Here is a 24,053-nt window from a genome sequence, read left to right as displayed (position 1 = left end):
TCCCCCGTCTTGGCTTTTTTGGCACTTTTTGATTTGGCCGGGGCGGATGCTAGCAACGGGCTTGGCGGCAACGCAACCCCGGCATTTCCGCAGCAAGTGTGCTACGCAGCATCTTCACCTCACCCCGTCGGGGAGAGGTCGATTTGCGCAGCAAATCGGGTGAGGGGGTTAGGTCCCACGAGAGAGCGTAACCCCTCACCCGGCGCTTCGCGCCGACCTCACCCTATGGGAGGGGTGAAGAGATCAATGGACCGTCCGTGCTCGATATCAAGAACCTCTCAAAGACCTTCACCTCGGCTGGCGAGCCGGTCCATGTGCTGCGCGGCGTCGACCTCGACGTCAAGGCCGGCGAGCGCGTCGCGCTGACCGGCGAATCCGGCAGCGGCAAGAGTACGCTGCTGCACCTGATCGCGGGACTGGACGCCGCCGATGGCGGCACCATCGCGCTCGAAGGCACCGAGATCACCGGCTTGTCGGACGCGGGCCGCGCGGCGCTGCGGCGCGACCGGCTCGGGCTTGTCTTCCAGCAGTACAATCTGATTCCGAGCCTGTCGGTCGACGACAACCTCGCCTTCCAGGCGCGGATCGCCGGCCGGCATGATGCGGCATGGCATGGAGAGCTGGTCGAGCGGCTTGGACTTGGAAAACTGCTGAAGCGCTATCCCGAGCAGCTGTCCGGCGGCCAGCAGCAGCGCGTCGCGATCGGGCGCGCGCTGGCGATCAAGCCGACATTGCTGCTCGCGGACGAGCCGACCGGTAATCTCGACGAGGAAACCGCCGACAACGTGCTCGCGCTGGCGCGCGACCTCGTGGCGCGCACCGGCTGTGGTTTCCTGATGGTGACGCACAGCCTGCATCTCGCCGCCACGCTCGACCGCCACGTCACCCTGCATGCGGGACGCGTGTCGTGAGGCGCGCGCTGTGGATTTTGGCCGTGCTGCTCAGCCATTGGCGTCGACATCCGATGCAGCTCGCGACGCTGCTGATCGGCCTGATCTCGGCGACCGCGCTGTGGAGCGGCGTGCAGGCGATCAACCAGCAGGCGCGCAACGCCTATGACCGCGCCGCGGCAACCTTCGGTGGCACGCGCACCGCGATGCTGGTCGCGCAGGACAGCGCGACGTTTCCGCAGGAGCTGTTCGTCAAGCTGCGGCGCGCCGGCTGGCCGGTCTCGCCGATGCTGGAGGGACGCGTCCAGATCAACGGGCGCTCGATCCGGCTGCTCGGCATCGAACCGGTGACGCTGCCGGCCGATGTCGGCAATGCGCCGAGCCTCGGGAGCGCCGATCTTGCCGCCTTCGTTGGTTCGCCCGGCCAGACGCTGGTCGCGCGCGAGACGCTCGGCGATCTGCAGGCGATCGAGGGCGCCGCGCTCGAGATCAGCAATGGCGCAAGACTGCCGCCGCTACGCGTGCAGCCGCAGCTCGTGCCCGACGTGCTGGTGGTGGATATCGGCATCGCGCAAAGCCTGCTGGGCAAGCCGGACCAGGTCTCGCGGCTCCTGATCGGTAAAGCCAAGGGCAAGCCGGCGCCGCTCGCCAACGTTGTCGGCGATCGCCTGCAGCTGGTCGAGCCGGACGCGGAGACCGAGCTCGAGCGACTCACCGACAGCTTTCACCTCAACCTCACCGCCTTTGGCCTGCTGTCGTTCTTCGTCGGCCTCTTCATCGTCAACTCGGCTGTTGGGCTTGCCTTCGAGCAGCGGCTGCCAATGCTGCGCACGTTACGTGCCTGCGGCGCTTCGGCGCGCCTGTTGAACACCGTGCTGGTGTTCGAGCTGGTGGCACTGGCGCTCGTCGCAGGCCTCGTCGGGCTCATCTGCGGCTATGTCATCGCAGCCGCACTGCTGCCCGATGTCGCCGCGTCGTTGCGCGGGCTCTATGGCGCGCAGATTCCCGGACAACTGGTGCTGCAACGAGAATGGTGGCTCGCCGGCATCGGCATCAGCATCCTTGGCGCGCTGATCGCCGCCGCGACGAGCCTCGCCAAGGCGATCCGGCTGCCGTTGCTTGCGACCGCGCAGCCGCAGGCGTGGCAACAGGCGCAGTACCGCTGGCTGATCCTGCAGGGGTCGGCGGCGCTTGCCGTGTTCGTCGTGGCGGCGCTGCTGCTGCGCTATGGCGATTCGCTGATCGCGGGTTTTGGCGTGCTGGCCGCGCTGATGCTGGGCGCGGCGCTGATCCTGCCGGCGTTCCTCGAGATCATCCTGCGCACCGGCCAACGCGGCGCGCGCTCTCCGCTCGCGCTGTGGTTCTGGGCCGACAGCCGGCAGCAGCTCTCCGGCCTGTCGCTGGCGCTGATGGCGCTGCTGCTCGCGCTCGCGGTCAATGTCGGCGTCTCCACCATGGTCGAAAGCTTTAGCCGCACCTTCCTCGGCTGGCTGAACGGGCGGCTCGCCGCCGATGTCTATGTCAGCGCATCCGACAACGCGAAGGCGGTGGCGATCCGGAACTGGCTGCGCGAACGGAGCGAAGTCGAGGCGATCCTGTCCGGCGGGCGCGCCGAGACGCAAGTCGCAGGACAGCCGGTGGAGCTGCTCGGCCTGCCCGACCACGCGCTCTATCGCGAGCGCTGGCCGCTGCTGGAAACGGCGCCGCAGGCCTGGAGACGGCTCGTGCCGGGCAACGCCGCCTTCATCAGCGAGCAGCTGAGCCGGCGGCTGAACGTGCGCGTCGGCGACGTCATCACGATTCCGGCGCCGGGCGGCACCTGGGAGGTCGATATCGCCGGCATCTATGCCGATTACGGCAACCCCAAGGGGCAGCTCACCGTCAACGTCGCGGCGCTGGTGCGGCACTTTCCGCAAGTACCGCAGACGCGGATGGGGCTCATCGTCCCGCGCGACAAAATTCCGGGACTGATCTCAGCGCTGCAGAAGCAGTTTGTGCTGGACGACCGCAGCGTCGCCGACCAGGCGACGGTGAAGGCGGAATCGATCCGCATCTTCAACCGCACCTTTGCGGTGACCTCGGCGCTCAACGCCTTCACGCTCGGCGTTGCCGGCATTGCACTCCTGACCAGCCTGCTGACGCTCGCCAATTCGCGCCTGCCGCAGCTTGCCCCGCTCTGGGCGATCGGCATCACGCGGCCGAGGCTCGCCGCAATCGAGCTGACCAAGACGCTGTCGGTCGCGCTGTTCACCGCGCTGCTGGCGCTGCCGCTCGGCCTGCTGGTGGCGTGGTGCCTGATCGCGATCGTGAATGTGAAGGCCTTTGGCTGGCGGTTGCCGTTCCACGTGTTTCCGCTGCAACTGGTGGAGCTTGTGGCTGTCGCGCTTCTTGCATCGCTGCTCGCAGCACTGCTGCCTGTGCTGCGGCTGGCGCGGATGCAGCCAGCCAATCTCGTGAAGGTGTTTGCCAATGAGCGGTGACCGGATATCGCGTCGCGCCTTTACGGGCGGCATCGCCGCCCTCACCTTGCCGCGCCAGGCATTCGCGCAGGGATATGCGGGGCTTGGCGAGACCGCTGACGGCTTTGCGCCGGTCGTGCCGGAAAAGACCTTCGCCTTCCCCGCCGATCACGGCCCGCACCCGGATTTTCGCATCGAATGGTGGTACCTGACGGCGAACCTCGTCGATGCCAAGGGCGCACCGTGCGGTCTGCAATGGACGTTGTTTCGTCAGGCGGCAGCGGGCGGCCCGCAACGCGAGGGCTGGGCCAATCAGCAGATCTGGATGGCGCACGCGGCAGTGACCCGCACCGATACCCATCGCTTCAGCGAGCTGTTTGCGCGCGGCGGCGTCGGACAGGCCGGTGTCACGGCAAAGCCGTTTGCGGCCTGGATCGATGCCTGGGAGATGAAGGGAACGGACGCGACCTCCGATCGCACACTGGCGCCGCTGGAGCTGAAGGCCTCCGGCGCCGATTTCAGCTACGCGCTGACGCTTCAAGCCGATCGCGCGGTGGTGCTGCAAGGCGATGCCGGCTACAGCCGCAAATCCGAGCGCGGCCAGGCCTCGTATTACTACAGCCAGCCGTTCTTCCGCGCCCAGGGAGCGCTCACCATCGACGACAAGACGATCGACGTGTCAGGACAAGCCTGGATGGACCGCGAATGGAGCAGCCAGCCGCTCGCATCGGATCAGACTGGCTGGGACTGGCTGTCGCTGCATCTTTCCTCCGGCGACAAGCTGATGCTGTACCGGCTGCGGCAGAAGGATGGCAAGGATTATCCCTTCGGCAACTGGATCGCGGCCGACGGCAGCACAAAGCAGATCACAGGCAGCGACATCCAGATGACACCGAAGACGACGGCGGACGTCGCCGGGCGCAAGCTGCCGGTCGAATGGCAGATCGCGATTCCCTCGCAGTCTTTCTCAATTGCCTGCAAGCCGCTCAATCCAAAGGCCTGGATGGGGACCGGATTCTCCTACTGGGAAGGGCCGATCAGCTTTGCCGGCACGCATAATGGCGTTGGCTATCTCGAGCTGACCGGCTATTGAACGGCCACCTGGATTCTTGTTTTGACGCGTTTTCTTGACGCGAACCGGTATCCACTTCGCTCGAAAACGCTAATCCAAGGGACTTTGCAATGTATCACCTCACCGCCCTCGTCACGCTGCTGGCCATTGCGTTCTACTTCTTCACCAGCATCAATGTCGCGCGGGTGCGGGACAAGACCGGCGTCAAGGCGCCGGCGATGGCGGGGGATCCGGATTTTGACCGCGCCTTCCGCATCCAGATGAACACGCTGGAATGGATGCCGATCTTTTTGCCGGCGCTGTGGCTGTTCGCAATCTACATCAGCGACGCGATCGCGGCAGCGATCGGCGCAGTCTGGATCGTCGGCCGCATCGTCTACTTCACCGGCTATTCCAAGGAGGCCGCCAAGCGCAGCCTTGGCTTTGGCATTCAAGGTATCGCCAGCCTGGCACTGTGGGCCGGCGCGTTGGGTGCGGTCGCGTGGCGACTAATGCACTGAGGCAGCGGATCAGCCGCGGCGCTTCTTCTTCGACTTCTTCCCGGGCCCGCCCTTCGCGGGCCACTCGCTTACCCCACGCGGTTGCTCGGCGTGGCCGAACTTTTTCTTGTGTTTCTTCTTCGTGAAGTTCGGCTCGCCACCAACTTTCTGTCCGTCGTCGCCATGAGGCTTGCCCCGATGCTTGGGTCCGGCTGCGCCGCGGAAATCGTCATCCCGACGCGCACCGGTATCGTTGTCGGCGGCCTCGCGCCGGGGCGCATGCGACCGCCTCTCTGAAGGCGCCGGCGCTTGCGGTGTATTCGCCAGCGGCTCGATGCGGATGCTGTCTTCCTTGTCGGGACGCCGGACCTTGACGGCGAAAGACTCTGCCACCCGCTCGGCAATCTCGAACTCGGTGGTGGTGTCCATGATCCTGATGGCGCCGATGTCGCGCTTGTCGATGCCGCCACGACGGCAGATCATCGGTAACAGCCAGCGCGCTTCCGCATTCTTCCGTTTACCGATCGCGGCGCGGAACCATACGCTGGGCTCCGCCATGCCGTGACGCGGCGATGACTTTCCTGTCTTCGATCGCGGCGCCGGACGATCATCGCCACGCGACGATCGAGCGTCGTCCCGGCCGCGACCGTCACGCGGCCGGCCACGATCCTCGCCGGGATCGAGGATGTCTTCGGGCGACGGCAGTCTCGCGCGATAGAGCCGCGCGAGCGCTGCGGCGATTTCCTCAGGCGACCGCTCTGCGAGCAAAGCCTGCGCCAGAACCAGATCGTCGGAGGTCGTCTCCTCCGAGAATAGCGCATCCTTCAACATGCGCTCATGGTCGAGCTTGCGGATGTCATCCGCCTGGGGCGCCGTGCCCCAGATGGCATCGGTGCCGGACAGGTTCAGCAGCAACTCCGCGCGCCGTCGTCGCGCTGATGGCACCAGCAGGACGCTGACACCCTTGCGGCCCGCACGGCCGGTGCGGCCCGAACGATGCTGCAAGACCTCTGGATCATTTGGCAGATCCGCATGAATGACGAGGTCGAGGCTCGGCAGGTCGATGCCGCGCGCAGCCACATCGGTTGCCACGCAGACGCGGGAGCGTCCGTCCCGCAAGGACTGCAGCGCCAGGGTGCGCTCGTTCTGGGTCAATTCGCCTGACAGCGCGACGACGGAAAATCCGCGCTCCAGGAGCGCGGACTGGAAATGCCTGACGGCATCCCGCGTGTTGCAGAACACCAGTGCGCTCGGCGACTCGAAAAAGCGCAACACGTTGACGACGGCGTGCTCGACATCGCCAGGGGCGACCCTGATAGCGCGGTACTCGATATCGGCGTGACCGCCTTCGTCGCCCGCAACCTCGATGCGAAACGCGTCGCGCTGATATTGTTTTGCCAGCGCAACGATGCCGCGCGGAAACGTTGCCGAGAACAGCAGGGTGCGGCGCGTCTCCGGCGTGGTCTCGAGGATGAACTCCATGTCCTCGCGAAAACCGAGATTGAGCATCTCGTCGGCTTCGTCGAGGACGACCGCCTTCAATTCCGAGATGTCGAGACGACCGCGCCGCAGATGATCGCATAACCGGCCCGGCGTGCCGACCACGATGTGCGCGCCCGCCGCCAGCTCGCGCTGCTCGCGGCGCGGATCCATGCCGCCGACACAAGAGACAACGCGACCACCGGCATGTCCATAGAGCCATGCAAGTTCACGTTGGACTTGCAGCGCGAGTTCGCGGGTCGGCGCGACGATCAGGGCCAGCGGTGCGGCCGCCTGTTCGAACCGCTCGGCGTCGCCGAGGAGATCTTTTGCGATAGCCAGGCCGTAAGCGACGGTCTTGCCCGAGCCGGTTTGAGCCGAGACCAGAAGGTCGCGACCTGCGGCTTCGTCAGTGAGCACAGCAAGCTGAACAGGGGTCGGACGATCATAGTTGCGCTCGGCCAAGGCTCGGGCGAGCGGCGGACTTGTGGTCGGAAATGACACGAGGTGGGAAACCTTGGTTGGTTCAGGCGCAGAACATCGGGCCAAATGGCCTGAAGCTGCCTGCCCGGCAGGCGGCACAGCCGTACGCGTGGCGATTTGGTGCACGCTTTACGCCAAGAGAGGCCAAAGCACCATGCCCCGCCAGGCGGCGCGGCCCCAAAATTCAGCATTTTGGTGCCATTTTCGCTTCAAATTGGGCCATGGCCGGTCAAAACAGCAGGCCTGCTCCAGACCTGACGGCCGGGGCACACACCACGCGTCATTGCCGGTGTGCAACGAGGGTCCAGACCACCTCATCCTTGTCTCGGCTGTCGCAACGATAACTGCCTGACGCGATGGATGCCACCTCGAAGCCGAGCCTGGGCAGGAACTGGCGATAGAGCGTGGTGGAGAAGTGCAGCCAGGAGTTCGGGGTGGAGCCGCCAAGAAAGACGGCAATCGGATCGGGATGCTCGAACATGCCCTCCACGATCACAAGCGTATGCGTGCAGCGTTCGGCAATCGACTGGAGCGCGCCGAAGGGATCGCGCACATGCACGAGGATCTGCCCGGCCAGAACGACCTCACTTGCGGGCGCGCAATCGGAGAGCCGGTAGACGTCGCCATAGACCGGAACGGCCCGCGACTTCAGCAGATGATGCGCGAGGCGGTAGCTGTTGATCTGTCGCTGAAGCCGCCCCTCGGGCTCGACGAAGCCGGGCGTGCGTTGAAGCAGGTTCATCCCGCCGGCTTCAAAACTCGTGACTGAACGCGCACCGCAGCGCTCGGCTTCAAAACTCAGAAAACCGCTGGCCGTGCCGACGTCGAGCACGCTGCGGCCCTTCAAGTTGACGCCGCCGATATATTCCTCGAAGCGCCCGCGCAGATCCCACTCACCCCGCACGAGGCCGACGCCGGGAAGCCCCATGGTGTGATAGAACCTGCAATCATCGAGCGCTGGTATCGGTGCGGACATGGCCTTCAACGGAATCAGGGCTCAAAGAGAATCGTCCCGGCGAGGCGCCGGGACGATCACGAAATCATCTCCTCCCACCGATGGAAAGAGGCAGGCCTACTTCGTCGCGGGGCAGCCGCTGTCCTTGGCGGAGAAGAACGCCTGGTCGCCGGGCACGGTCGCGAGCAGCTTGTAATAGTCCCAGGGCTTCTTCGACTCCGAGGGCTTCTTGACCTCGAACAGATACATGTCGTGAACCATGCGGCCGTTCTCGAGCACCTTGCCCTTCGCGAAATCGTCGTCGACCGGCAGCTCCTTCAGCTTCTTGGCGACGGCGTCCGGATCCTTGGTGCCGGCGGCCTTCACCGCCTTCAGATAGCTCAGCGTCGACGAATAGGTGCCGGCGTGGATCATGCTCGGCATTCTGCCGGTGCGCTTGAGGAAGCGTTCGCCGAGGTTGCGCGTCTTGTCGTTGAGGTCCCAGTAATAGCCTTCGGTGAGCACGAGGCCCTGCGCGGCCTGGAGGCCGAGGCCGTTGACTTCAGCGAGCGTCATCAGGAGGCCGGCGAGCTTCTGGCCGCCGGACACGATGCCGAACTCGGCCGCCTGCTTGATCGAATTGGTGGTGTCGAGGCCGGCATTGGCAAGGCCGACGATCTTCGCCTTCGAGCTCTGCGCCTGGAGCAGGAAGGAGGAGAAGTCGGACGAGTTGAGTGGGACGCGCACCGAGCCGACCACCTTGCCGCCATTGGCGGTGACGATGTCGCTGGTGTCCTTTTCCAGCGCGTAGCCGAAGGCGTAGTCCGCGGTGAGGAAGAACCAGGTATTGCCGCCGGCCTTGGTCAGCGCGCCGCCGGTGCCGACGCCGAGCGCATGGGTGTCATAGGCCCAGTGGAAACCGTAAGGCTGGCAGGCGTCCCCCGTGAGGCGCGAGGTCGCCGCACCCACGACGATGTCGATCTTCTTCTTTTCCTTGGAGAGCTCATGGATCGCGAGCGCCACGGAGGACGTCGTCAGCTCCGTGATCATGTCGACGTTCTCGACGTCATACCAGCGCCGCGCGATCGAGACCGCGAGATCCGGCTTGTTCTGGTGGTCTGCGGTGACGAGCTCGATCTTCTGGCCCAGCACCTCGCCGCCAAAATCCTCGATGGCCATCCTGGCGGCCTCGACCGACCATTTGCCGCCGTAATCGGCATAGACGCCCGACTGGTCGTTGAGGATGCCGATCTTGACGCCTTGATTGGTACCTTGCGCGTATGCGGGCGCCGCCAACAGCAGCGCGCTCACGCCAACGGCCGCCAGTAGTGCTGATTTCATATTTTATCTCCCAGCAGTGTTCTGTTTTGAAATCGCGCGGATACTAGTGAAGAACCCCAGCCATGCCCATCCATTTCGCGTAGGCCAAAAGTATGGAGGGTGGCCAAGAACGCCGCTGTCGTCCCGGCGCAGGCCGGGACCCATAGCCACAGGATCCTCTTGTGGCACGCTGGTGGCTCCAGCTTGCTTCAACAATAACCGGTCGGGTTTTTCGGTCCCGGCCTTCGCCGGGACGACAGCGTGATTGTGGATGCGCTGATGGCACCAACTGCCACCTATCAAGCCGCAGCTTCTGACTTGTCCCGCCGTCCCTCCGCGAGGTTGCGGACGACGACGTAGAAGATCGGGGTGAAGACCAATCCGAACAGCGTGACGCCGATCATGCCGAAGAACACGGCTACTCCAACGGCCTGCCGCATCTCCGATCCTGAGCCGGTCGAGATCACCAGCGGCAGCACGCCGAGGATGAAGGCGAAGGATGTCATCAGGATTGGCCGCAGCCGCAACCGGCAGGCCTCGATCACGGCCTCCAGCCGCGGCCTGCCTTCGAGCTCGATGCCGCGGGCGAACTCGACGATCAGGATCGCGTTCTTTGCCGCAAGGCCCACCAGCACGACGAAGCCGATCTGGGTCAGGATGTTGACGTCCTGGCCCATCAGCCGCACGCCGATGGTGGCGGCGAGCAGGCACATCGGCACGATCAGGATCACCGCGAAGGGCAAGGTCCAGCTGCCGTATTGCGCGGCGAGCACGAGATAGACGAAGAGCACGCAGATGGGAAATACGAACAGGCCGGCATTGCCGCCGGTGACCTGCTGATAGGACAGGTCGGTCCATTCGAAGGTGAAGCCGCTCGGCAACGTATCGTCGGCAAGCTTCTTGATGGCGTTGAGCGCGGTGGTCGAGCTCGTGCCCGGCGTCGGCTCGCCCTGCAGCTCGGACGCTGGATAGAGGTTGTAGCGCGCAACGCGGTCGGGGCCGGAGACGTCGCGGAAATCGACCACGCTGCCGAGCATTACCATGTCGCCCGCGGCATTGCGCGTGCGCAGCCGCGACAGATCGCTGGTTTCTTTTCGGAACGGCTGATCGGCCTGTGCGGTGACGTGATAGGTGCGGCCGAACAGGTTGAAGTCGTTGACGTAGGTCGAGCCGAAATAGGTCTGGATGGTCTCGTTGATGTTGGCGATGGGCACGCCGAGCTTTTGCGCCTTGGTGCGGTCGATGTCGACGAACACTTGCGGCGTATTGGCCGTGAAGGGCGAGAACACCGAGGTGAGGCTCGGCGATTTTCGCGCTGCGCCGACGAGCTCGTCCGTCGCCGCCGCCAGCATTTGCGCGCCGCGGCCCTGCCGGTCCTGCACGCGAATGGTGAAGCCGCCGCCGGTACCGATGCCGGGCACGGCCGGTGGCGGGATGACGATGATAAAGGCGCCCTGGATCGCGGACAGGCGTTTGCGCAGCTCGCCGGTGATGGCCGTTGCCGAGAGGCCCTTCTTCAGGCGCACTTCCGGCTCGTCGAACACTGGAAACAGTGCCGCAGCATTGCCCGCCTGCGTGCGCGTTGCGCCGGAGAAACCCGCGAAGGCGGCGACGCGGACGATGCCGGGCGTATCCAGCGCGATCCGCTCGATCTCGCGAACGACCTCGGTGGTGCGCGCCAGCGACGCCGCGCCGGGCAATTGCACGGAGACGATGACGTAGCCGCGATCCTGCGCCGGGATGAAGCCCTGTGGCGTGGTCACGATCAGCCAGCCGGCGCTGCCGATCAGCACGACGTAAAACAAGAGCATCACCACGGAATGCCGGATCACGAAATTGGCGACGCCGGCATAGCCATGCGCCAGGCGGTCGAAGATGCGGTTGAAGACGCCGGTGAAAGCGTCCCAGCCACGCGCGACGATGTTCCAGCGCGCCGGCGGCCGCTTCTCCTCGTGCGGCACCAGAATCTGCGAGGCCAGCGCGGGCGACAGCGTCAGCGAGCAGAAGCAGGAGATCGCGGTCGCGACCGCGATGGTGACCGCGAATTGCTGGAAAAACTGGCCGGAAATGCCGCCGAGGAACGCGGTCGGCACGAACACCGCGCATAGCACCAGCGCGATCGAGACCAGCGCGCCGCCGACCTCCTCCATGGTCTTCAGCGCCGCGTCGCGCCGGCTCATGCCGTGCTCGAGATGCCGCTCGACATTCTCGACCACCACGATGGCGTCGTCGACCACGATGCCGACGGCCAGCACGAGGCCGAACAGCGTGAGATTGTTGATGGAGAAGCCGAGCGCCGCCATCACCGCAAAGGTGCCGACCAGCGACACCGGGATCGCGATGATCGGGATGATCGCGGGACGCCAGCCTTGCAGGAACACCAGCACCACGATGACCACGAGAACCATGGCCTCATAGATGGTCTTGATCAGCTCGTGGACGGATTGCGCGATGAACTCGGTCGGGTTGTAGCCGATGTTGTAGTCGAGGCCTTTCGGAAAGCTCGCCTTCAGCCGCGTCATCGTATCCGAGATGTTCTTGGCGGTCGCGAGCGCGTTCGAGCCCGGCCGCTGGGTGATCAGCATGGCGACGGCCGACTTCCGCAGCAGGAAGCTGTTGGTGCTGTAGGCCAGCGCGCCGAGTTCGATGCGGGCGACGTCGCGCAGGCGCACCGTGCGGCCGTCGGCGCCCGCCTTGATCAAAATCTCCTCGAACTGCTTCTGGTCCTTGAGCCGGCCGGTGAAGGTGAGGTTGGGCTGAAAGGCGCGGTCCGCGATCGGCGGCTCAGCGATCTGACCGCCCGCGATCTGCACATTCTGCGACCGGATCGCCGCCAGCACCTCAGCCGAGGTCAGGCCAAGATTGGCGATGCGGTCGGGGTCGAGCCACAGCCGCATCGAATAGTCGCGGGCACCAAAAATCTGGATGTCGCCGACGCCGTCGAGGCGCAAGAGCTGGTCGCGGACCTGGAGCAGCGCATAGTTGGAGATGTAGAGCTGGTCGAAGGTGTCGTCGGGCGACAGCATGAACACGACCATCAAAATGTCGGGCGAGTTCTTGCGCGTGGTGACGCCGTTGCGCTGGACTTCCTCGGGCAAACGCGGCTGCGCGATCGCGACGCGGTTCTGCACCAGCACCTGGGCCTTGTCGAGATCGGTGCCGAGCTTGAAAGTGACCGTAATCGTCAACTGTCCGTTCGAGGTGGCCTGGCTGTAGAGATACAGCATGTCCTCGACGCCGTTGATCTCCTGCTCGATGGGAGCTGCGACCGTATCAGACACGGTCTGCGCGGAGGCGCCGGGATATTGCGTGGTGACGACCACGGTCGGCGGCACCACCTGCGGATATTCGGAAACCGGCAGCGTGGTGTAGGCGATCGCGCCCACGATCAGGAGCACGATCGACAGCACCATCGCCAGGATGGGCTGGTTGATGGAAAGGCGGCCCAGATTCATGACTTGCCACCCGCCGGCGCCGCGGCCGTATGCGGGGTGACCTTGGCGCCAACGCGGGCGCGCTGGATGCCGTCGACGATGACGCGATCGTCGGCCTTCAATCCTTCGCGGATCACGCGCAGGCCCTCGTCGAGCGGCCCGAGCATCACGGGTTTCGCCTCGACAGTGTCGTCAGGCTTGACCACGAAGACGATCTTGCGGGACTGGTCGGTCGCAACCGCGGTGTCCGGAATCAGCAGCGCCTCATAGGGCGAGCTGCCGATCAGCCGCACGCGGCCGAACTGTCCGGGCAGGATCGAGAGATCCTTGTTCGGGATCACCGCGCGGCTGCGCAGCGTGCCGGTCGAGACGTCGAGGCGGTTGTCGAGGAAGTTGATGTGGCCGTCATGCGACGGCTTGGTCTCGCCGGTCAGCGTCACCTGCACCGGGTTCGGCGTGTCGCGCGAGCTCGGCCGCCGGCCCTCGAACCAGAGCCGCGAATTCCTCTGATAGGTCGCCTCGTCCATGTCGAAATAAATGTAGATCGGGTCGAGCGAGACGATCGAGGTCAGGAGCGTCGAGGCGCCGCTGTCGCTGCCCTGCACGAGATTGCCTGCCGTGACGAGGTGACGGCTGACGCGCCCGGTGATCGGCGCCTGGACATGGGTGAACTCGATGTTCAGCTTGGCCGCCTTCAGCGCGCCCTCGGCCTGCATCTCTGCGGCGTGCGCCGCCTGCAAGGCCTGGCGGCGCTGGTCGACGACCTGCTCGGAAACGGCGTTGGTCTGGACCAGGTTCAGACCGCGATCGAGCTCGCGCTTGGCAAGCTCGACCTTGGCGCGCGCATCGGAGAGCTGGCCATCGGCCTGCAAGGCCGCGGCCTCGAACGGGCGCGGATCGATGACATAGAGCAGGTCACCGGCGCGGACGATGGTCCCGTCCTGGAATTCGACCGAGTTGACATAGCCGCCAACCCGGGGACGCACCTGCACCTCCTCGACCGCCTCGAAGCGGCCGGTGAACTCGTCCCAATCAGTCACGGTGCGCTTGGTCGGCTGGGCGACGGTCACCGCTGGCGGGGGCGGGCTTGCGGCCTGCTGGGCCGGCCGGTCGCAGCCGGCGAGGAGGACGGCGATGGTCAGAGCCAGAACGCTCGGGAAGGGAGGCGATGCGGATCGCGGTCGCGCTGGATGCTGCCCCTGGGTCGGCTCGCTCATCTCTTGCCCCCTTCCTTGGTGGCTGCGGCAGCAGACAGGGTAGCTGCTTACCCGCAGGCGGCACAAGATGGGTTTCAAAAATGAACTCTTCAAGACGGCGACCCGCGCAATCCCCGCCGGGATGCCTAGCCGCGTGGATGGGTTGACAGGGAGATAGCCGGCCGCGCGCACGGCGATCACGCAACCGTCCTTCCCCTCTCCCCGCCTGCGGGGAGAGGCCGGAATGCAAGAGCAGCTTGAATTCCGGGTGAGGGGGAGCTTCAGCAAGGGCAACTCCCACCATCTCCATGGCGAAAGCCCCTCACCCTACCCTCTCCCCGCGAAGAGCGGGGAGAGGGAAAGAAGGCAAGAGCGAGAGGGAGAGAAGGAAGTAGCGTGTTCGCGCATGACTGATGGGGTGGGCTCGGCTAGATTATCCCAAGAAAAACAAGACGGATGTCCCGGGAGGACAGCGTGTACCAAGGACGTGTCGTTTACGGCGCGATCGACGAGGTCGTGTTCGGCTTTCCTGCCGCAAGCGCCATCGTCGAGCAGATGGACCGGCTGAGGGCGAGCCGCGCCTTCCTGATCGTCTCCGGCACGCTGAACCGCGAGACCGATGAAATCCAGAAGATCAAGCAAGCGCTGGGCTCCCGTTGCGTGGGACTGTTCGACGCCATGCCGGCGCATACGCCGCGCGAAGCCGTGATCGCGGCGGCCAATGCGGCGCGCCATGCGCGCGCCGACCTGATCGTCACCGTCGGCGGCGGCTCGATCACCGACGGCGCCAAGGCGGTACAGCTTTGTCTCGCCAACGGCATCGACACGATCGAGGGCATCGAGAAAATCCGTGTCCGCAAGGGCGTCGCGCCCGAGATGGCCGCGCCCATCGTGCGGCAGATCAGCGTGCCCACGACGATTGCCGGCGGCGAGTTCAGCTCCATCGCCGGCGTCACCAACCGCAAGACCAACGTCAAGGAGATGCTGCGGCATCCACTGGTGGTGCCGCGCGTGACGATCCTCGATCCCGCCATCACCGTGCATACGCCGGAGTGGCTGTTCCTCTCGACCGGCATCCGCGCGGTGGATCATTGCGTGGAGGCGATCTGCTCGCGCGAGACGCATCCCTTTGCCGATGCGCAATCGGTCAAGGGCCTTGCCATGCTCGCCGACGCACTGCCGCGGGTGAAGGCGAACCCTGCCGATCTCGACGCGCGGATGGACGCGCAGATCGGCACATGGCTGTCGATGGGCGCACTTTCGGCCGGTGTGCCGATGGGCGCAAGCCACGGCATCGGCTACGTGCTGGGATCCGCCTTCGACGTGCCGCACGGCTACACCTCCTGCGTGATGCTGCCGGCAGTGATGCGCTGGAACGCGCGCGACAATGCCGACCGCCAGGCGATCGTCGCGGCCGCGATGGGCTATCCAAGCATGGACGCCGCCGACGTGCTCGACGCCTTCATCCGCGGGCTCGGCATGCCGCGCAGCCTCGCCGACGTCCGCGTTGCACCGGAGCATTTCGACGCCATCGCCGTACAGGCGATGCGCACGCCCTGGGTGCCGCGCAACCCGCGCAAGATCGACGGTCCGGCCCAGGTGCGCGAAATCCTGCTTCTCGCCGCCTGATCCCGATCTGGAGGACTGATGTACACCGGAACGCACGCCCGTCTACGCCCGCTGCAACCCGCCTTCATCATGGCCGGCACGGGCGAGGCCGTGACCTATCGCGAGTTGGAGGCGCGCAGCAACCGGCTCGCGCATCTGTTCCGCAAGCACGGCTTGAAGCGGCTCGATCATTTCTCGATCTTCATGGAGAACAATTCGCGCTATCTCGAAGCCTGCGACGCGGGCGAGCGCAGCGGGCTCTACTATACCTGCATCAACTCCTTCCTCACGGCGGGCGAGCTCGCCTATCTCCTGGTCAACAGCCAGTCAAAAATCCTGATCACGTCGGTCGCCAAACTCGATATCGCGCGCGAGGCGATCCAGGCCTGCCCCGACGTCAGGCTCTGCATCGTTGCCGATGGCCCCGGCGAAAGCGACCGCATCGTCGGCCTGGCCGAGGTTGCCGCCGACATGCCGAAGACGCCGATCGCGGATGAATGGCTCGGCACCGCGATGCTCTATTCATCGGGCACGACCGGCCGGCCCAAGGGCATCTTGCGCCCGCTGCCGGAGGAGCCGCCAAAACACAATCTGCCGGTGTTCGATTTCCTGAGCAAGCTTTGGCAGTATCGCGAGGGCATGATCTATCTGTCGCCGGCGCCGCTCTATCACGCGGCACCCCAGGCCGCGGTCAATCTCACGATCCGCGCGGGCGGCACCGCGATCATCATGGAGAGCTTCGACCCCGAGCGTTATCTCCAGCTCGTCGAGACATGGGGCATCACCCACACCCAGCTCGTGCCGACGATGTTCTCGCGAATGCTGAAGCTGCCGGAGGAGGTGCGCAAACGTTACGACCTCTCGTCGCTGGAGATCGCGATCCACGCCGCAGCGCCCTGCCCGGCCCTGGTGAAGGAGGACATGATCAAATGGTGGGGCCCGATCATCCATGAATATTACGGCGCGACCGAAGCGCTCGGCTTCACCGCCTGCAACAGCGAGGAGTGGCTCGCCCATCGCGGTACCGTCGGCAAGGTGCTGCTCGGCGACCTGCACATCCTCGACGAGAACATGAAGACTTGCCCTGTCGGCACGCCTGGCACCGTTTGGTTCAAGACGGCATCGCCGTTCGAATATTTCAACGACCCCGAAAAGACCAAGGAGGTGCGCTCGGCCGACGGCAGCATGAGCACGGTCGGCGACGTCGGCTATGTCGACGAGGATCGCTTCCTCTACCTCACCGACCGCGCCACCTTCATGATCATTTCGGGCGGCGTGAACATCTATCCGCAGGAATGCGAAAACCTCTTGATCACGCATCCCAAGGTCGCCGACGCGGCCGTGTTCGGCGTGCCCAATGCCGATCTGGGTGAAGAGGTGAAGGCGGTGGTGCAGCCGATGCCGGGCGTGGTGCCGGGCGAGGCGCTCGCCGAAGAGCTGATCGCGTTCTGCGGCCAGTCGCTGTCGCGCCAGAAGGTGCCGCGCTCGGTCGATTTCGAGAAGGAATTGCCGCGGCTGCCGACCGGCAAACTGTACAAGCGGCTGCTACGCGATCGCTATTGGGGGAACAAGACGTCGCGGATCGTGTGAGGGCTTCGCCACACACTCGGTGTCGTCCCCGGCGACGGCCGGGACGACGAGCCGAGCGTTTGGCGTACAGCCGCGGCAAGCAAAACCGCCCCTCTCACATTATGAGAGAACCACACCTGCGGCCTTCCGTCATCCGAATTGCCGAGGCGGCAACTGGCCTTGGCCGTTGCCTGCCCCCGCGCCCGTCGCTATCGTCCATCCAAACAGGCCGCAAAGGCCGATGTCGAGGGAGGATGAGCATGCGGAGCGTGCGGGCGCTCGCCGCAGTGGCGGCGCTATCTTTGCTGGCGGTTCCCACCACCACGTTCGCGGGCGAGGGCAAACAGGGCGGTGTCCTGCGGATGTATCACCGCGACAGCCCCGCCAACGCCTCGATCCATGAAGGCGCGACCTATTCGATCAACGTGCCGTTCATGGGGGTGTTCAACAATCTCGTCATCTACGACCAGCACATCGCGCAGAACAGCCCCGATACGCTGAGGCCCGAGCTGGCGGAGAGCTGGGCCTGGGTCAATGACAACAAGACGCTGACCTTCAAGCTGCGCCAGGGCGTCAAATGGCACGACGGCAAGCCGTTCACCTCGGCGGACGTCAAATGCACCTTCGACATGCTGATGGGAAAGTCGCAGCAGAAGTTCCGGCAGAACCCGCGAAAAGCCTGGTACAGCGAGGTCAACGACATCTCGACCAACGGCGATTTCGAGGTCTCCTTCAACCTGAAACGGCCGCAGCCGTCGCTGCTGGCGCTGCTCGCCTCCGGCTATACGCCGGTCTATCCCTGCCACGTCTCGCCCGGCGACATGCGCACCAACCCGATCGGCACCGGCCCGTTCAAATTCGTCGAGTTCAAGGCCAATGAATCGATCAAGCTCGTCCGCAACCCGGACTATTGGAAGAAGGGCCGGCCCTATCTCGACGGCATCGAGTACACCATCATTCCGAACCGCTCGACCGCGATCCTGGCCTTCGTCGCCGGCAAGTTCGACATGACCTTCCCGACGCACATCACGATCCCGCTGCTGAAGGACCTGAAGTCCCAGGCGCCGAACGCTGTTTGCGCGGTCGAGCCCACCAACGTCTCGACCAACATCATCGTCAATTCGACGGCCGCGCCGTTCGACAACATCGACATCCGCCGGGCCATGGCGATGGCGCTCGACCGCAAGTCGTTCATCTCGATCATGTTCGAGGGCCAGGGCGATGCCGGCGGCACGATGCTGCCGGCACCGGCCGGTCTCTGGGCGATGCCGAAGGAGATGCTGGAGAGCATTCCCGGCTACGGCCCCGACGTGAACAAGAACCGTGAGGAAGCCAAGAAGCTGATGCAGAAGGCGGGCTACGGCCCGGACAAGCATCTTGCGGTAAAGGTCTCCACCCGCAACCTCGCGGAATATCGCGATCCGGCGGTGATCCTGATCGACCAGCTCAAGAGCATCTATATCGACGGCGAGCTCGACGTGGTGGAGACCGCGAACTGGTTCCCGAAGGTGGCGCGCAAGGATTACATGCTCGGCCTCAATTTGACCGGCAACGCCGTCGACGATCCCGACCAGTCCTTCTACGAGAACTATTCCTGCGGCTCGGAGCGCAACTACACCAACTACTGCAACAAGGAGATCGAGAAGCTGTTCGACGTGCAGTCCCAGGAGACCGATGTCAAGAAGCGCAAGCAGCTGGTCTGGGACATCGACAAGAAGCTGCAGGAGGACGTGGCTCGCCCGATCATCTTCCATGCGCGCGCCGGCACCTGCTGGCAGCCCTATGTCAAGGGGATCACGATCATGTCCAACAGCTCCTATAATGGCTTCCGCTACGAGGACGTCTGGCTGGACAAGTAGCGCGATAGGCTGAAGACTAGCGGCTCGCGGGAGGGCGAAGGATGTTTGCCTATCTGGTGCGGCGCCTGTTCCTGATGCTGGTGACCCTGTTCGGGATCTCGGTCGTCATCTTCTTCCTGTTGCGAATCGTGCCCGGCAACATCGTCGACATTCTGTTCGCCGCCGCCGGCTATGTCGATCCCGCCGACAAGGCCAATCTGGAGAAGGAGCTTGGCATCGACCAGCCGCTGGTGGTGCAGTACTGGCACTGGATCAGCGGCTTCCTGCGCGGCGATTTCGGCTACTCCTACGTCTCGGAGAAGCCCGCGCTGCAGGAGATCCTGCCGCGGATTCCGATCACGGCGCGGCTGGCCGGGCTGGCGCTGTTGTTCTCCGCGTCCATCGGCATTCCGCTCGGCGTCATCAGCGCGGTGAAGCAGGGAACAAAGCTGGACTATACGCTGCGCGTGATCAGCCTCAGCGGCCTGTCGCTGCCCTCGTTCTGGCTCGGCCTCTTGATCCTCACCGCCTCGGTGTCGATGTTCGGCCAGATGCCGATCTTCAATCCCAATCCGAAGACATTCCTCGAGGCGTTCGCGACCTATGCCGTGCCGGCCGCCGCCGTCGGCTTCCGCAGCGCCGCGCTGACCATGCGCATCACGCGCTCCTCGATGCTGGAGGTTCTGCGGCAAGACTACATCCGCACCGCGCGCGCCAAGGGCGCCTCGGATGCCTCGGTGAACTATCACCACGCGCTGAAGAACGCGATCCTGCCCGTCATTACCGTGATCGGCATCGAAGCCGCCTTCCTGATCGGCGGCCTGATCGTGACCGAGACCGTGTTCAACATTCCCGGCGTCGCCCGCTTCCTGGTCGAGGCGATCCGCTGGCGCGACTACCCGATCGTGCAGAACCTCGTGATGTTCATCGCCGTCGTCGTGGTGTTCGCGAATTTTACCGTCGACATGCTCTACGCGGTGTTCGACCCGCGCATCCGCTTTACGGATTGATTGGATGATCCTGCTCTGGACCAGCGCGCTACCCTTCACCTCGCCCCGCTTGCGGGGAGAGGTCGAATTTGCGCAACGCGCAAATTCGGGTGAGGGGGACTATCCACGAGTTCAATTCTCACCGTCTTCGCTGAGACAGCCCCTCACCCCAACCCTCTCCCCGCGAAGAGCGGGGAGAGGGAGAAGAAGATAGGAGGGGACGCATGGCTGCGATCGACTTTGATGTCGAACTGAAGCGCGCTGGCGCCAATGCGACCGGGGGCTGGCGGCGGGTGCTGTTTCTGGCGCAGCGCCACGTGCTGGGCGCAGCGGGCCTCGTCATCATGATTCTGTTCGTATTCACGGCGATCTTCGCCGATTTCATCGCCCGCTTCGATCCTCTCACCGTCGATGCCGCGCACGCCCTGGCCCGTCCCAGCGCGGCGCACTGGATGGGCACCGATTCCTTTGGCCGCGACGTGTTCAGCCGCATCATCCACGGCGCGCGGATCTCGCTCGCGGTCGGCATCGGCTCGACCGCGCTCGGTGCCTCGATCGGTGTCATCGTCGGGCTGACGTCGGGCTATCTCTCCGGCTGGGTCGACCTCGTGTTCCAGCGCGTCTCCGACGTTCTGCAGGCGCTGCCGCTGCTGGTACTCGCGCTGGTGATGACGGCGGCACTCGGGCCGTCGCTGCCGAACGTGATCATCGCGATCGCGATTCCTCTGATCCCGACGGTGGCCCGCGTCATCCGCGCCAACACGCTGGCGCTGCGCGAGCAGCCTTTCGTGGAGGCGGCGAAATCGATCGGGATGAGCGAGGTGCGGATTGCGCTGCGCCACGTGCTGCCGAACACGCTGGCGCCGCTGATCGTACTCGCCACCGCCCAGCTCGGCTCGACGATCCTCACCGAAGCCTCGCTGTCGTTCCTCGGCCTCGGCATTCCCGAGCCCTATCCCTCCTGGGGCCGCATGCTGTCGGAATCGGCCGCCGAATATGTCCGCACCGCACCGTGGCTGGTGATCTTTCCGGGGATTGCGATCAGCCTTGCTGTGTTCGGCACCAACCTGTTCGGCGACGCGCTGCGCGACATCCTCGATCCGAGGCAGCGCGGCTGATGGCGGATAAACCCGATATCGTGCTCGAGGTGAAGAACCTGAAAACGGTGTTCTTCACCAATTCCGGGCTGTTCAAGGCGGTGGATGACGTCTCGTTCGGCGTGAAGCGCGGCGAGACGCTGGCGATCGTCGGCGAATCCGGCTGCGGCAAGAGCGTGACCGCGCTCTCTCTCATGCGGCTGGTGCCCGATCCGCCCGGCCGGATCGTCGGCGGCTCCGTGACGCTGGAAGGCACCGATTTGCTCGCGCTGGACGAGGTGCAGATGCGCGCGATCCGGGGCAACCGCATCTCCATGATCTTTCAGGAGCCGATGACCTCGCTCAATCCGGTGATGCGGATCGGCGACCAGATCACGGAGGCCGTACGGCTGCACCGGAAGCTCTCGACCAAGGAGGCCCAGGCCATCGCGGTCGAAATGCTCCGCCTGGTCCGCATTCCCGAGCCGGCGCGCCGCGCCAGGGAATATCCGCATCAGCTCTCCGGCGGCATGCGCCAGCGCGCGATGATCGCGATGGCGCTGGCCTGCCGGCCGGTGCTGCTGATCGCCGACGAGCCGACCACGGCGCTCGACGTCACCATCCAGGCGCAGATCCTGGCGCTGATCCTCGATCTTCAGAAGGAGCTCGGCACCGGCCTCGTGCTGATCACGCACGATCTCGGCGTGGTCGCGCAAACGGCGCAGCGCGTGATCGTGATGTATGCCGGAAAAAAGGTCGAGGAAGCGACGGTGGAGCAGCTGTTCGCCAATCCCAAACACCCTTATACGCGCGGCCTGATGGCTTCGATCCCGGCTGTGCCGGCGTCCGGCGTCGCGGCACAGGCGCGGCTCAATGAAATCCCCGGCACGGTGCCGTCGCTGGTGCGATTGCCTAAGGGCTGCGCCTTCGCGCCGCGCTGCAAGCTCGCGGTCAAGCGCTGCCAGGAGGAGTATCCGGCGCTTGAGGATTTTGGCGGCGGCCATCTCGCCGCCTGCTGGCGCGCGGCTGACATCGCGGAGGCGGTGGCATGACCGAGGCGCTGTTAGAGGTCACCGACCTCATCAAGCATTATCCGGTGCGCGCCGGCGTGCTGCGGCGGCAAGTCGGCACGGTGCATGCGGTCGACGGCGTCAGTTTTGCGCTTGCACCGGGCGAGACGCTTGGCCTGGTCGGCGAATCCGGCTGCGGCAAGTCGACGGTGGCGCGCAGCGTGCTGCGGCTGGTCGAGCCGACCTCGGGCCAGATCCGGCTGCGCGGCGAGGACATCACCCGCCTCTCCAAGACCGAGCTGCGTCCGCATCGCCGCTCGATGCAGATCGTGTTCCAGGACCCGTTCGCCTCACTGAACCCGCGCATGACCGCGGGCGACATCGTCGGCGAGCCGATCGCAGTGCATGGGCTCGCGAGCGGCAAGGAACTGGAGACGCGGGTTGCACAACTGTTCGAGCAGGTGGGCTTGCGGCCCGACCAGATGCGCAACTTTCCGCATCAATTCTCCGGCGGCCAGCGCCAGCGCATCTGCATCGCCCGCGCACTCGCGCTGGAGCCGGACCTGATCGTCTGCGACGAACCGGTCTCCGCGCTCGACGTCTCGATCCAGGCGCAGGTGATCAACCTGTTGATCGACCTGCAACGCCAGCACGGCTTCTCGTACCTTTTCATCGCGCATGACCTTGCGGTGGTCGCCCATATCAGCCACCGCGTCGCGGTGATGTATCTCGGCCGCATCGTCGAGATATCAGACAAGGACGAGCTGTTCAGGAATCCACGCCATCCCTACACGCAGGCCCTGCTCGCCTCCGTGCCGATCGCCAATCCCCACGCCAAGCGGCTCGCGCCGCTGGTCGACGGCGACGTGCCGAGCCCTGTCAATCCGCCATCCGGCTGCGCCTTTCACACCCGCTGCCGCTTTGCGATGGACCGGTGCAAGGCGGAGCGGCCGGCGCTGGTCGACGCGGGCGGCGGACATCAGGTGGCGTGTCTGCTGAATGATGGGACGGGGCGGGGACTGTAGATCCTTACAGAGCCACAAACAATCCGAGCGAGGGTCGACAAATAGACGCGATCTGAGATATCTGTCCCATCTCTCGTCGGTATTCCGTTCATGACCCGCTTCATTTCAGCCGCGATGATTCTTCTTGTCGGAGGCGCGTTGGCCTCCGCCATCTGGCTGGCGCCACGATACGCGGCATCCCGGTTCTCGTCCTTCCCTGGCGGCATCGAGCGCGCGAGGCTGCGCTATTCGGCCATAGCGGTCGTTCTAATGAGCCTTTTTGCCCTCTCTGGAGGTTTGGCCATGGTCGGCGTTCCGCCGTGGCTTGCCGTGCTCATCCCCTTTTTTTCGCCCATCGGTTTTGTCGCCGTGATGGCTGGAGCGTTCATCGCGTCGAACATGCAAGCGCGTCAGCTTCAACCTGCCGGCGCGGGATCGCCGGATGTCTTGGCCAGCCTCGCGGTCGAACGGGAGGCCAGGCAGGCGAGGCAATGGACAAACGCAGATCGAGCGGCTCAAGCTGGAGTTCACAACTCTCCCAGGCGAGGGAATTGAAGAGAGCTTCGGGGCTCTCCAGCGCGAAGGCCGGATCGCAGGATTTTCCCCGCTGATTCTTTCGCCAAACGCCTGGTTGCTTCCCCAGGTGACACATCGGCAGTGGATCGGAGCCGCTCGCCAGACATTGAAGATGCGCCGTCCGGCCGAGGATTTCTTTGAGGAAGCATATCGCAATCTGGACGACGAACTGAGGATGGCCTTGGACGAGCTATCGTCCCTGACTCCCGATCCCGATCTTGAATTGCCGCAACCAGTCGAGGGGCCGATGTGGACGGTCTTCGACCACTCAAAGCGACCGATCGAGCCGTTCAGGGAGGTGGCAGCCTTGCGCATTCCAACCGCCAAGAGCTGGAGAATTCCAGCGTTCCTGCTTTACGGCGGCTGGAATGATGCACCCTCTCCCGAAGACATGATGGCCGTCGCAGAGCATTGGCACACGCGGTTTGGTGCCGACATCTGCGCGATTGGCAGCGGAACGCTTGAATTCAGGGTTAGCCGTCCGCCTGCCAGCTTCCAGGATGCGTTGTGTCTTCTGCGCGAACAGCTGCTGTTTTGCCAGGAGACGCTTGAGGACTATCAGTTTTCACGCGAGGCGATCCAGTCCCACGCGGCTTCGCTGACAACGAGCAGGTACTGGGTCTTCTGGTGGGATTGA

Annotated in this window: 18 protein-coding genes; 13 read left to right on the top strand and 5 right to left on the bottom strand. The window is 64.8% G+C overall.

The window, feature by feature from the left end; translation table 11 throughout:
- Positions 1 to 257 precede the first annotated feature (257 nt).
- From JQ632_RS20335 to JQ632_RS20320, 4 genes are all read left to right on the top strand, one after another.
- Positions 258 to 911: an ABC transporter ATP-binding protein gene (locus JQ632_RS20335; protein WP_212404354.1), complete on the top strand. Its 654-nt coding sequence runs from the start codon at positions 258 to 260 to the stop codon at positions 909 to 911.
- Positions 908 to 3,370: an ABC transporter permease gene (locus JQ632_RS20330; protein ID WP_212404353.1), complete on the top strand. Its 2,463-nt coding sequence runs from the start codon at positions 908 to 910 to the stop codon at positions 3,368 to 3,370. Before JQ632_RS20335 ends, JQ632_RS20330 begins: the two co-directional genes overlap by 4 nt.
- Positions 3,360 to 4,442: a lipocalin-like domain-containing protein gene (locus JQ632_RS20325; protein WP_212404352.1), complete on the top strand. Its 1,083-nt coding sequence runs from the start codon at positions 3,360 to 3,362 to the stop codon at positions 4,440 to 4,442. Before JQ632_RS20330 ends, JQ632_RS20325 begins: the two co-directional genes overlap by 11 nt.
- 89 nt (positions 4,443 to 4,531) lie before the next feature.
- Positions 4,532 to 4,921 (top strand): MAPEG family protein, encoded by a 390-nt coding sequence (locus tag JQ632_RS20320; protein WP_212404351.1) that lies wholly within the window; start codon positions 4,532 to 4,534, stop codon positions 4,919 to 4,921.
- 9 nt (positions 4,922 to 4,930) lie between these two features.
- Here the strand turns inward: JQ632_RS20320 and JQ632_RS20315 are convergent, their stop codons facing one another.
- The 5 genes from JQ632_RS20315 to JQ632_RS20295 all read right to left on the bottom strand — a co-directional run bounded on the left by JQ632_RS20315 (position 4,931) and on the right by JQ632_RS20295 (position 13,767).
- A complete protein-coding gene (locus JQ632_RS20315; protein WP_212404350.1) occupies positions 4,931 to 6,883 on the bottom strand; it encodes a DEAD/DEAH box helicase in 1,953 nt (650 codons plus the stop codon).
- A gap of 259 nt (positions 6,884 to 7,142) precedes the next feature.
- Positions 7,143 to 7,838, bottom strand: coding sequence for a hypothetical protein (locus JQ632_RS20310; RefSeq protein WP_212404349.1), 696 nt, complete (start codon positions 7,836 to 7,838; stop codon positions 7,143 to 7,145).
- Positions 7,839 to 7,934: 96 nt separating this feature from the next.
- Entirely contained in the window at positions 7,935 to 9,137 is a 1,203-nt protein-coding gene (locus JQ632_RS20305; RefSeq protein WP_212404348.1) for an ABC transporter substrate-binding protein, read from the bottom strand.
- A gap of 278 nt (positions 9,138 to 9,415) precedes the next feature.
- Positions 9,416 to 12,571, bottom strand: coding sequence for an efflux RND transporter permease subunit (locus JQ632_RS20300; RefSeq protein WP_212404347.1), 3,156 nt, complete (start codon positions 12,569 to 12,571; stop codon positions 9,416 to 9,418).
- Positions 12,568 to 13,767 carry an efflux RND transporter periplasmic adaptor subunit gene (locus JQ632_RS20295; protein WP_212404346.1) on the bottom strand — a complete coding sequence of 400 codons (1,200 nt, stop codon included), beginning with the start codon at positions 13,765 to 13,767 and terminating at the stop codon, positions 12,568 to 12,570. Before JQ632_RS20295 ends, JQ632_RS20300 begins: the two co-directional genes overlap by 4 nt.
- A gap of 453 nt (positions 13,768 to 14,220) precedes the next feature.
- Between JQ632_RS20295 and JQ632_RS20290 the strand changes: the two genes are divergently transcribed.
- From JQ632_RS20290 to JQ632_RS20250, 9 genes are all read left to right on the top strand, one after another.
- On the top strand, positions 14,221 to 15,375 hold the full coding sequence (locus JQ632_RS20290) for an iron-containing alcohol dehydrogenase (RefSeq protein ID WP_212404345.1): 1,155 nt from the start codon (positions 14,221 to 14,223) through the stop codon (positions 15,373 to 15,375).
- 18 nt (positions 15,376 to 15,393) lie between these two features.
- Positions 15,394 to 16,944, top strand: a complete 1,551-nt coding sequence (locus JQ632_RS20285) for an AMP-binding protein (RefSeq protein ID WP_212404344.1) — start codon at positions 15,394 to 15,396, stop codon at positions 16,942 to 16,944.
- A gap of 239 nt (positions 16,945 to 17,183) precedes the next feature.
- A complete protein-coding gene (locus JQ632_RS20280; RefSeq protein ID WP_212404343.1) occupies positions 17,184 to 18,782 on the top strand; it encodes an ABC transporter substrate-binding protein in 1,599 nt (532 codons plus the stop codon).
- 41 nt (positions 18,783 to 18,823) lie between these two features.
- Positions 18,824 to 19,771, top strand: coding sequence for an ABC transporter permease (locus JQ632_RS20275; RefSeq protein WP_212404342.1), 948 nt, complete (start codon positions 18,824 to 18,826; stop codon positions 19,769 to 19,771).
- 203 nt (positions 19,772 to 19,974) lie between these two features.
- Positions 19,975 to 20,868, top strand: a complete 894-nt coding sequence (locus JQ632_RS20270; RefSeq protein WP_212404341.1) for an ABC transporter permease — start codon at positions 19,975 to 19,977, stop codon at positions 20,866 to 20,868.
- Positions 20,868 to 21,878 (top strand): ABC transporter ATP-binding protein, encoded by a 1,011-nt coding sequence (locus JQ632_RS20265; RefSeq protein ID WP_212404340.1) that lies wholly within the window; start codon positions 20,868 to 20,870, stop codon positions 21,876 to 21,878. The genes JQ632_RS20270 and JQ632_RS20265 overlap by 1 nt, the downstream gene beginning before the upstream one ends.
- Positions 21,875 to 22,861 (top strand): ABC transporter ATP-binding protein, encoded by a 987-nt coding sequence (locus JQ632_RS20260; RefSeq protein ID WP_212404339.1) that lies wholly within the window; start codon positions 21,875 to 21,877, stop codon positions 22,859 to 22,861. The genes JQ632_RS20265 and JQ632_RS20260 overlap by 4 nt, the downstream gene beginning before the upstream one ends.
- A gap of 90 nt (positions 22,862 to 22,951) precedes the next feature.
- On the top strand, positions 22,952 to 23,395 hold the full coding sequence (locus JQ632_RS20255; protein WP_212404338.1) for a hypothetical protein: 444 nt from the start codon (positions 22,952 to 22,954) through the stop codon (positions 23,393 to 23,395).
- 133 nt (positions 23,396 to 23,528) lie between these two features.
- Entirely contained in the window at positions 23,529 to 24,053 is a 525-nt protein-coding gene (locus JQ632_RS20250) for a DUF4253 domain-containing protein (RefSeq protein WP_212404337.1), read from the top strand.

It is taken from the genome of Bradyrhizobium liaoningense (genome assembly GCF_018130955.1).
Lineage (GTDB): Bacteria > Pseudomonadota > Alphaproteobacteria > Rhizobiales > Xanthobacteraceae > Bradyrhizobium > Bradyrhizobium liaoningense_C.
Note: the sequence above shows the minus strand (reverse complement) of the source record. Positions and strands in the feature narration are given on the sequence as shown.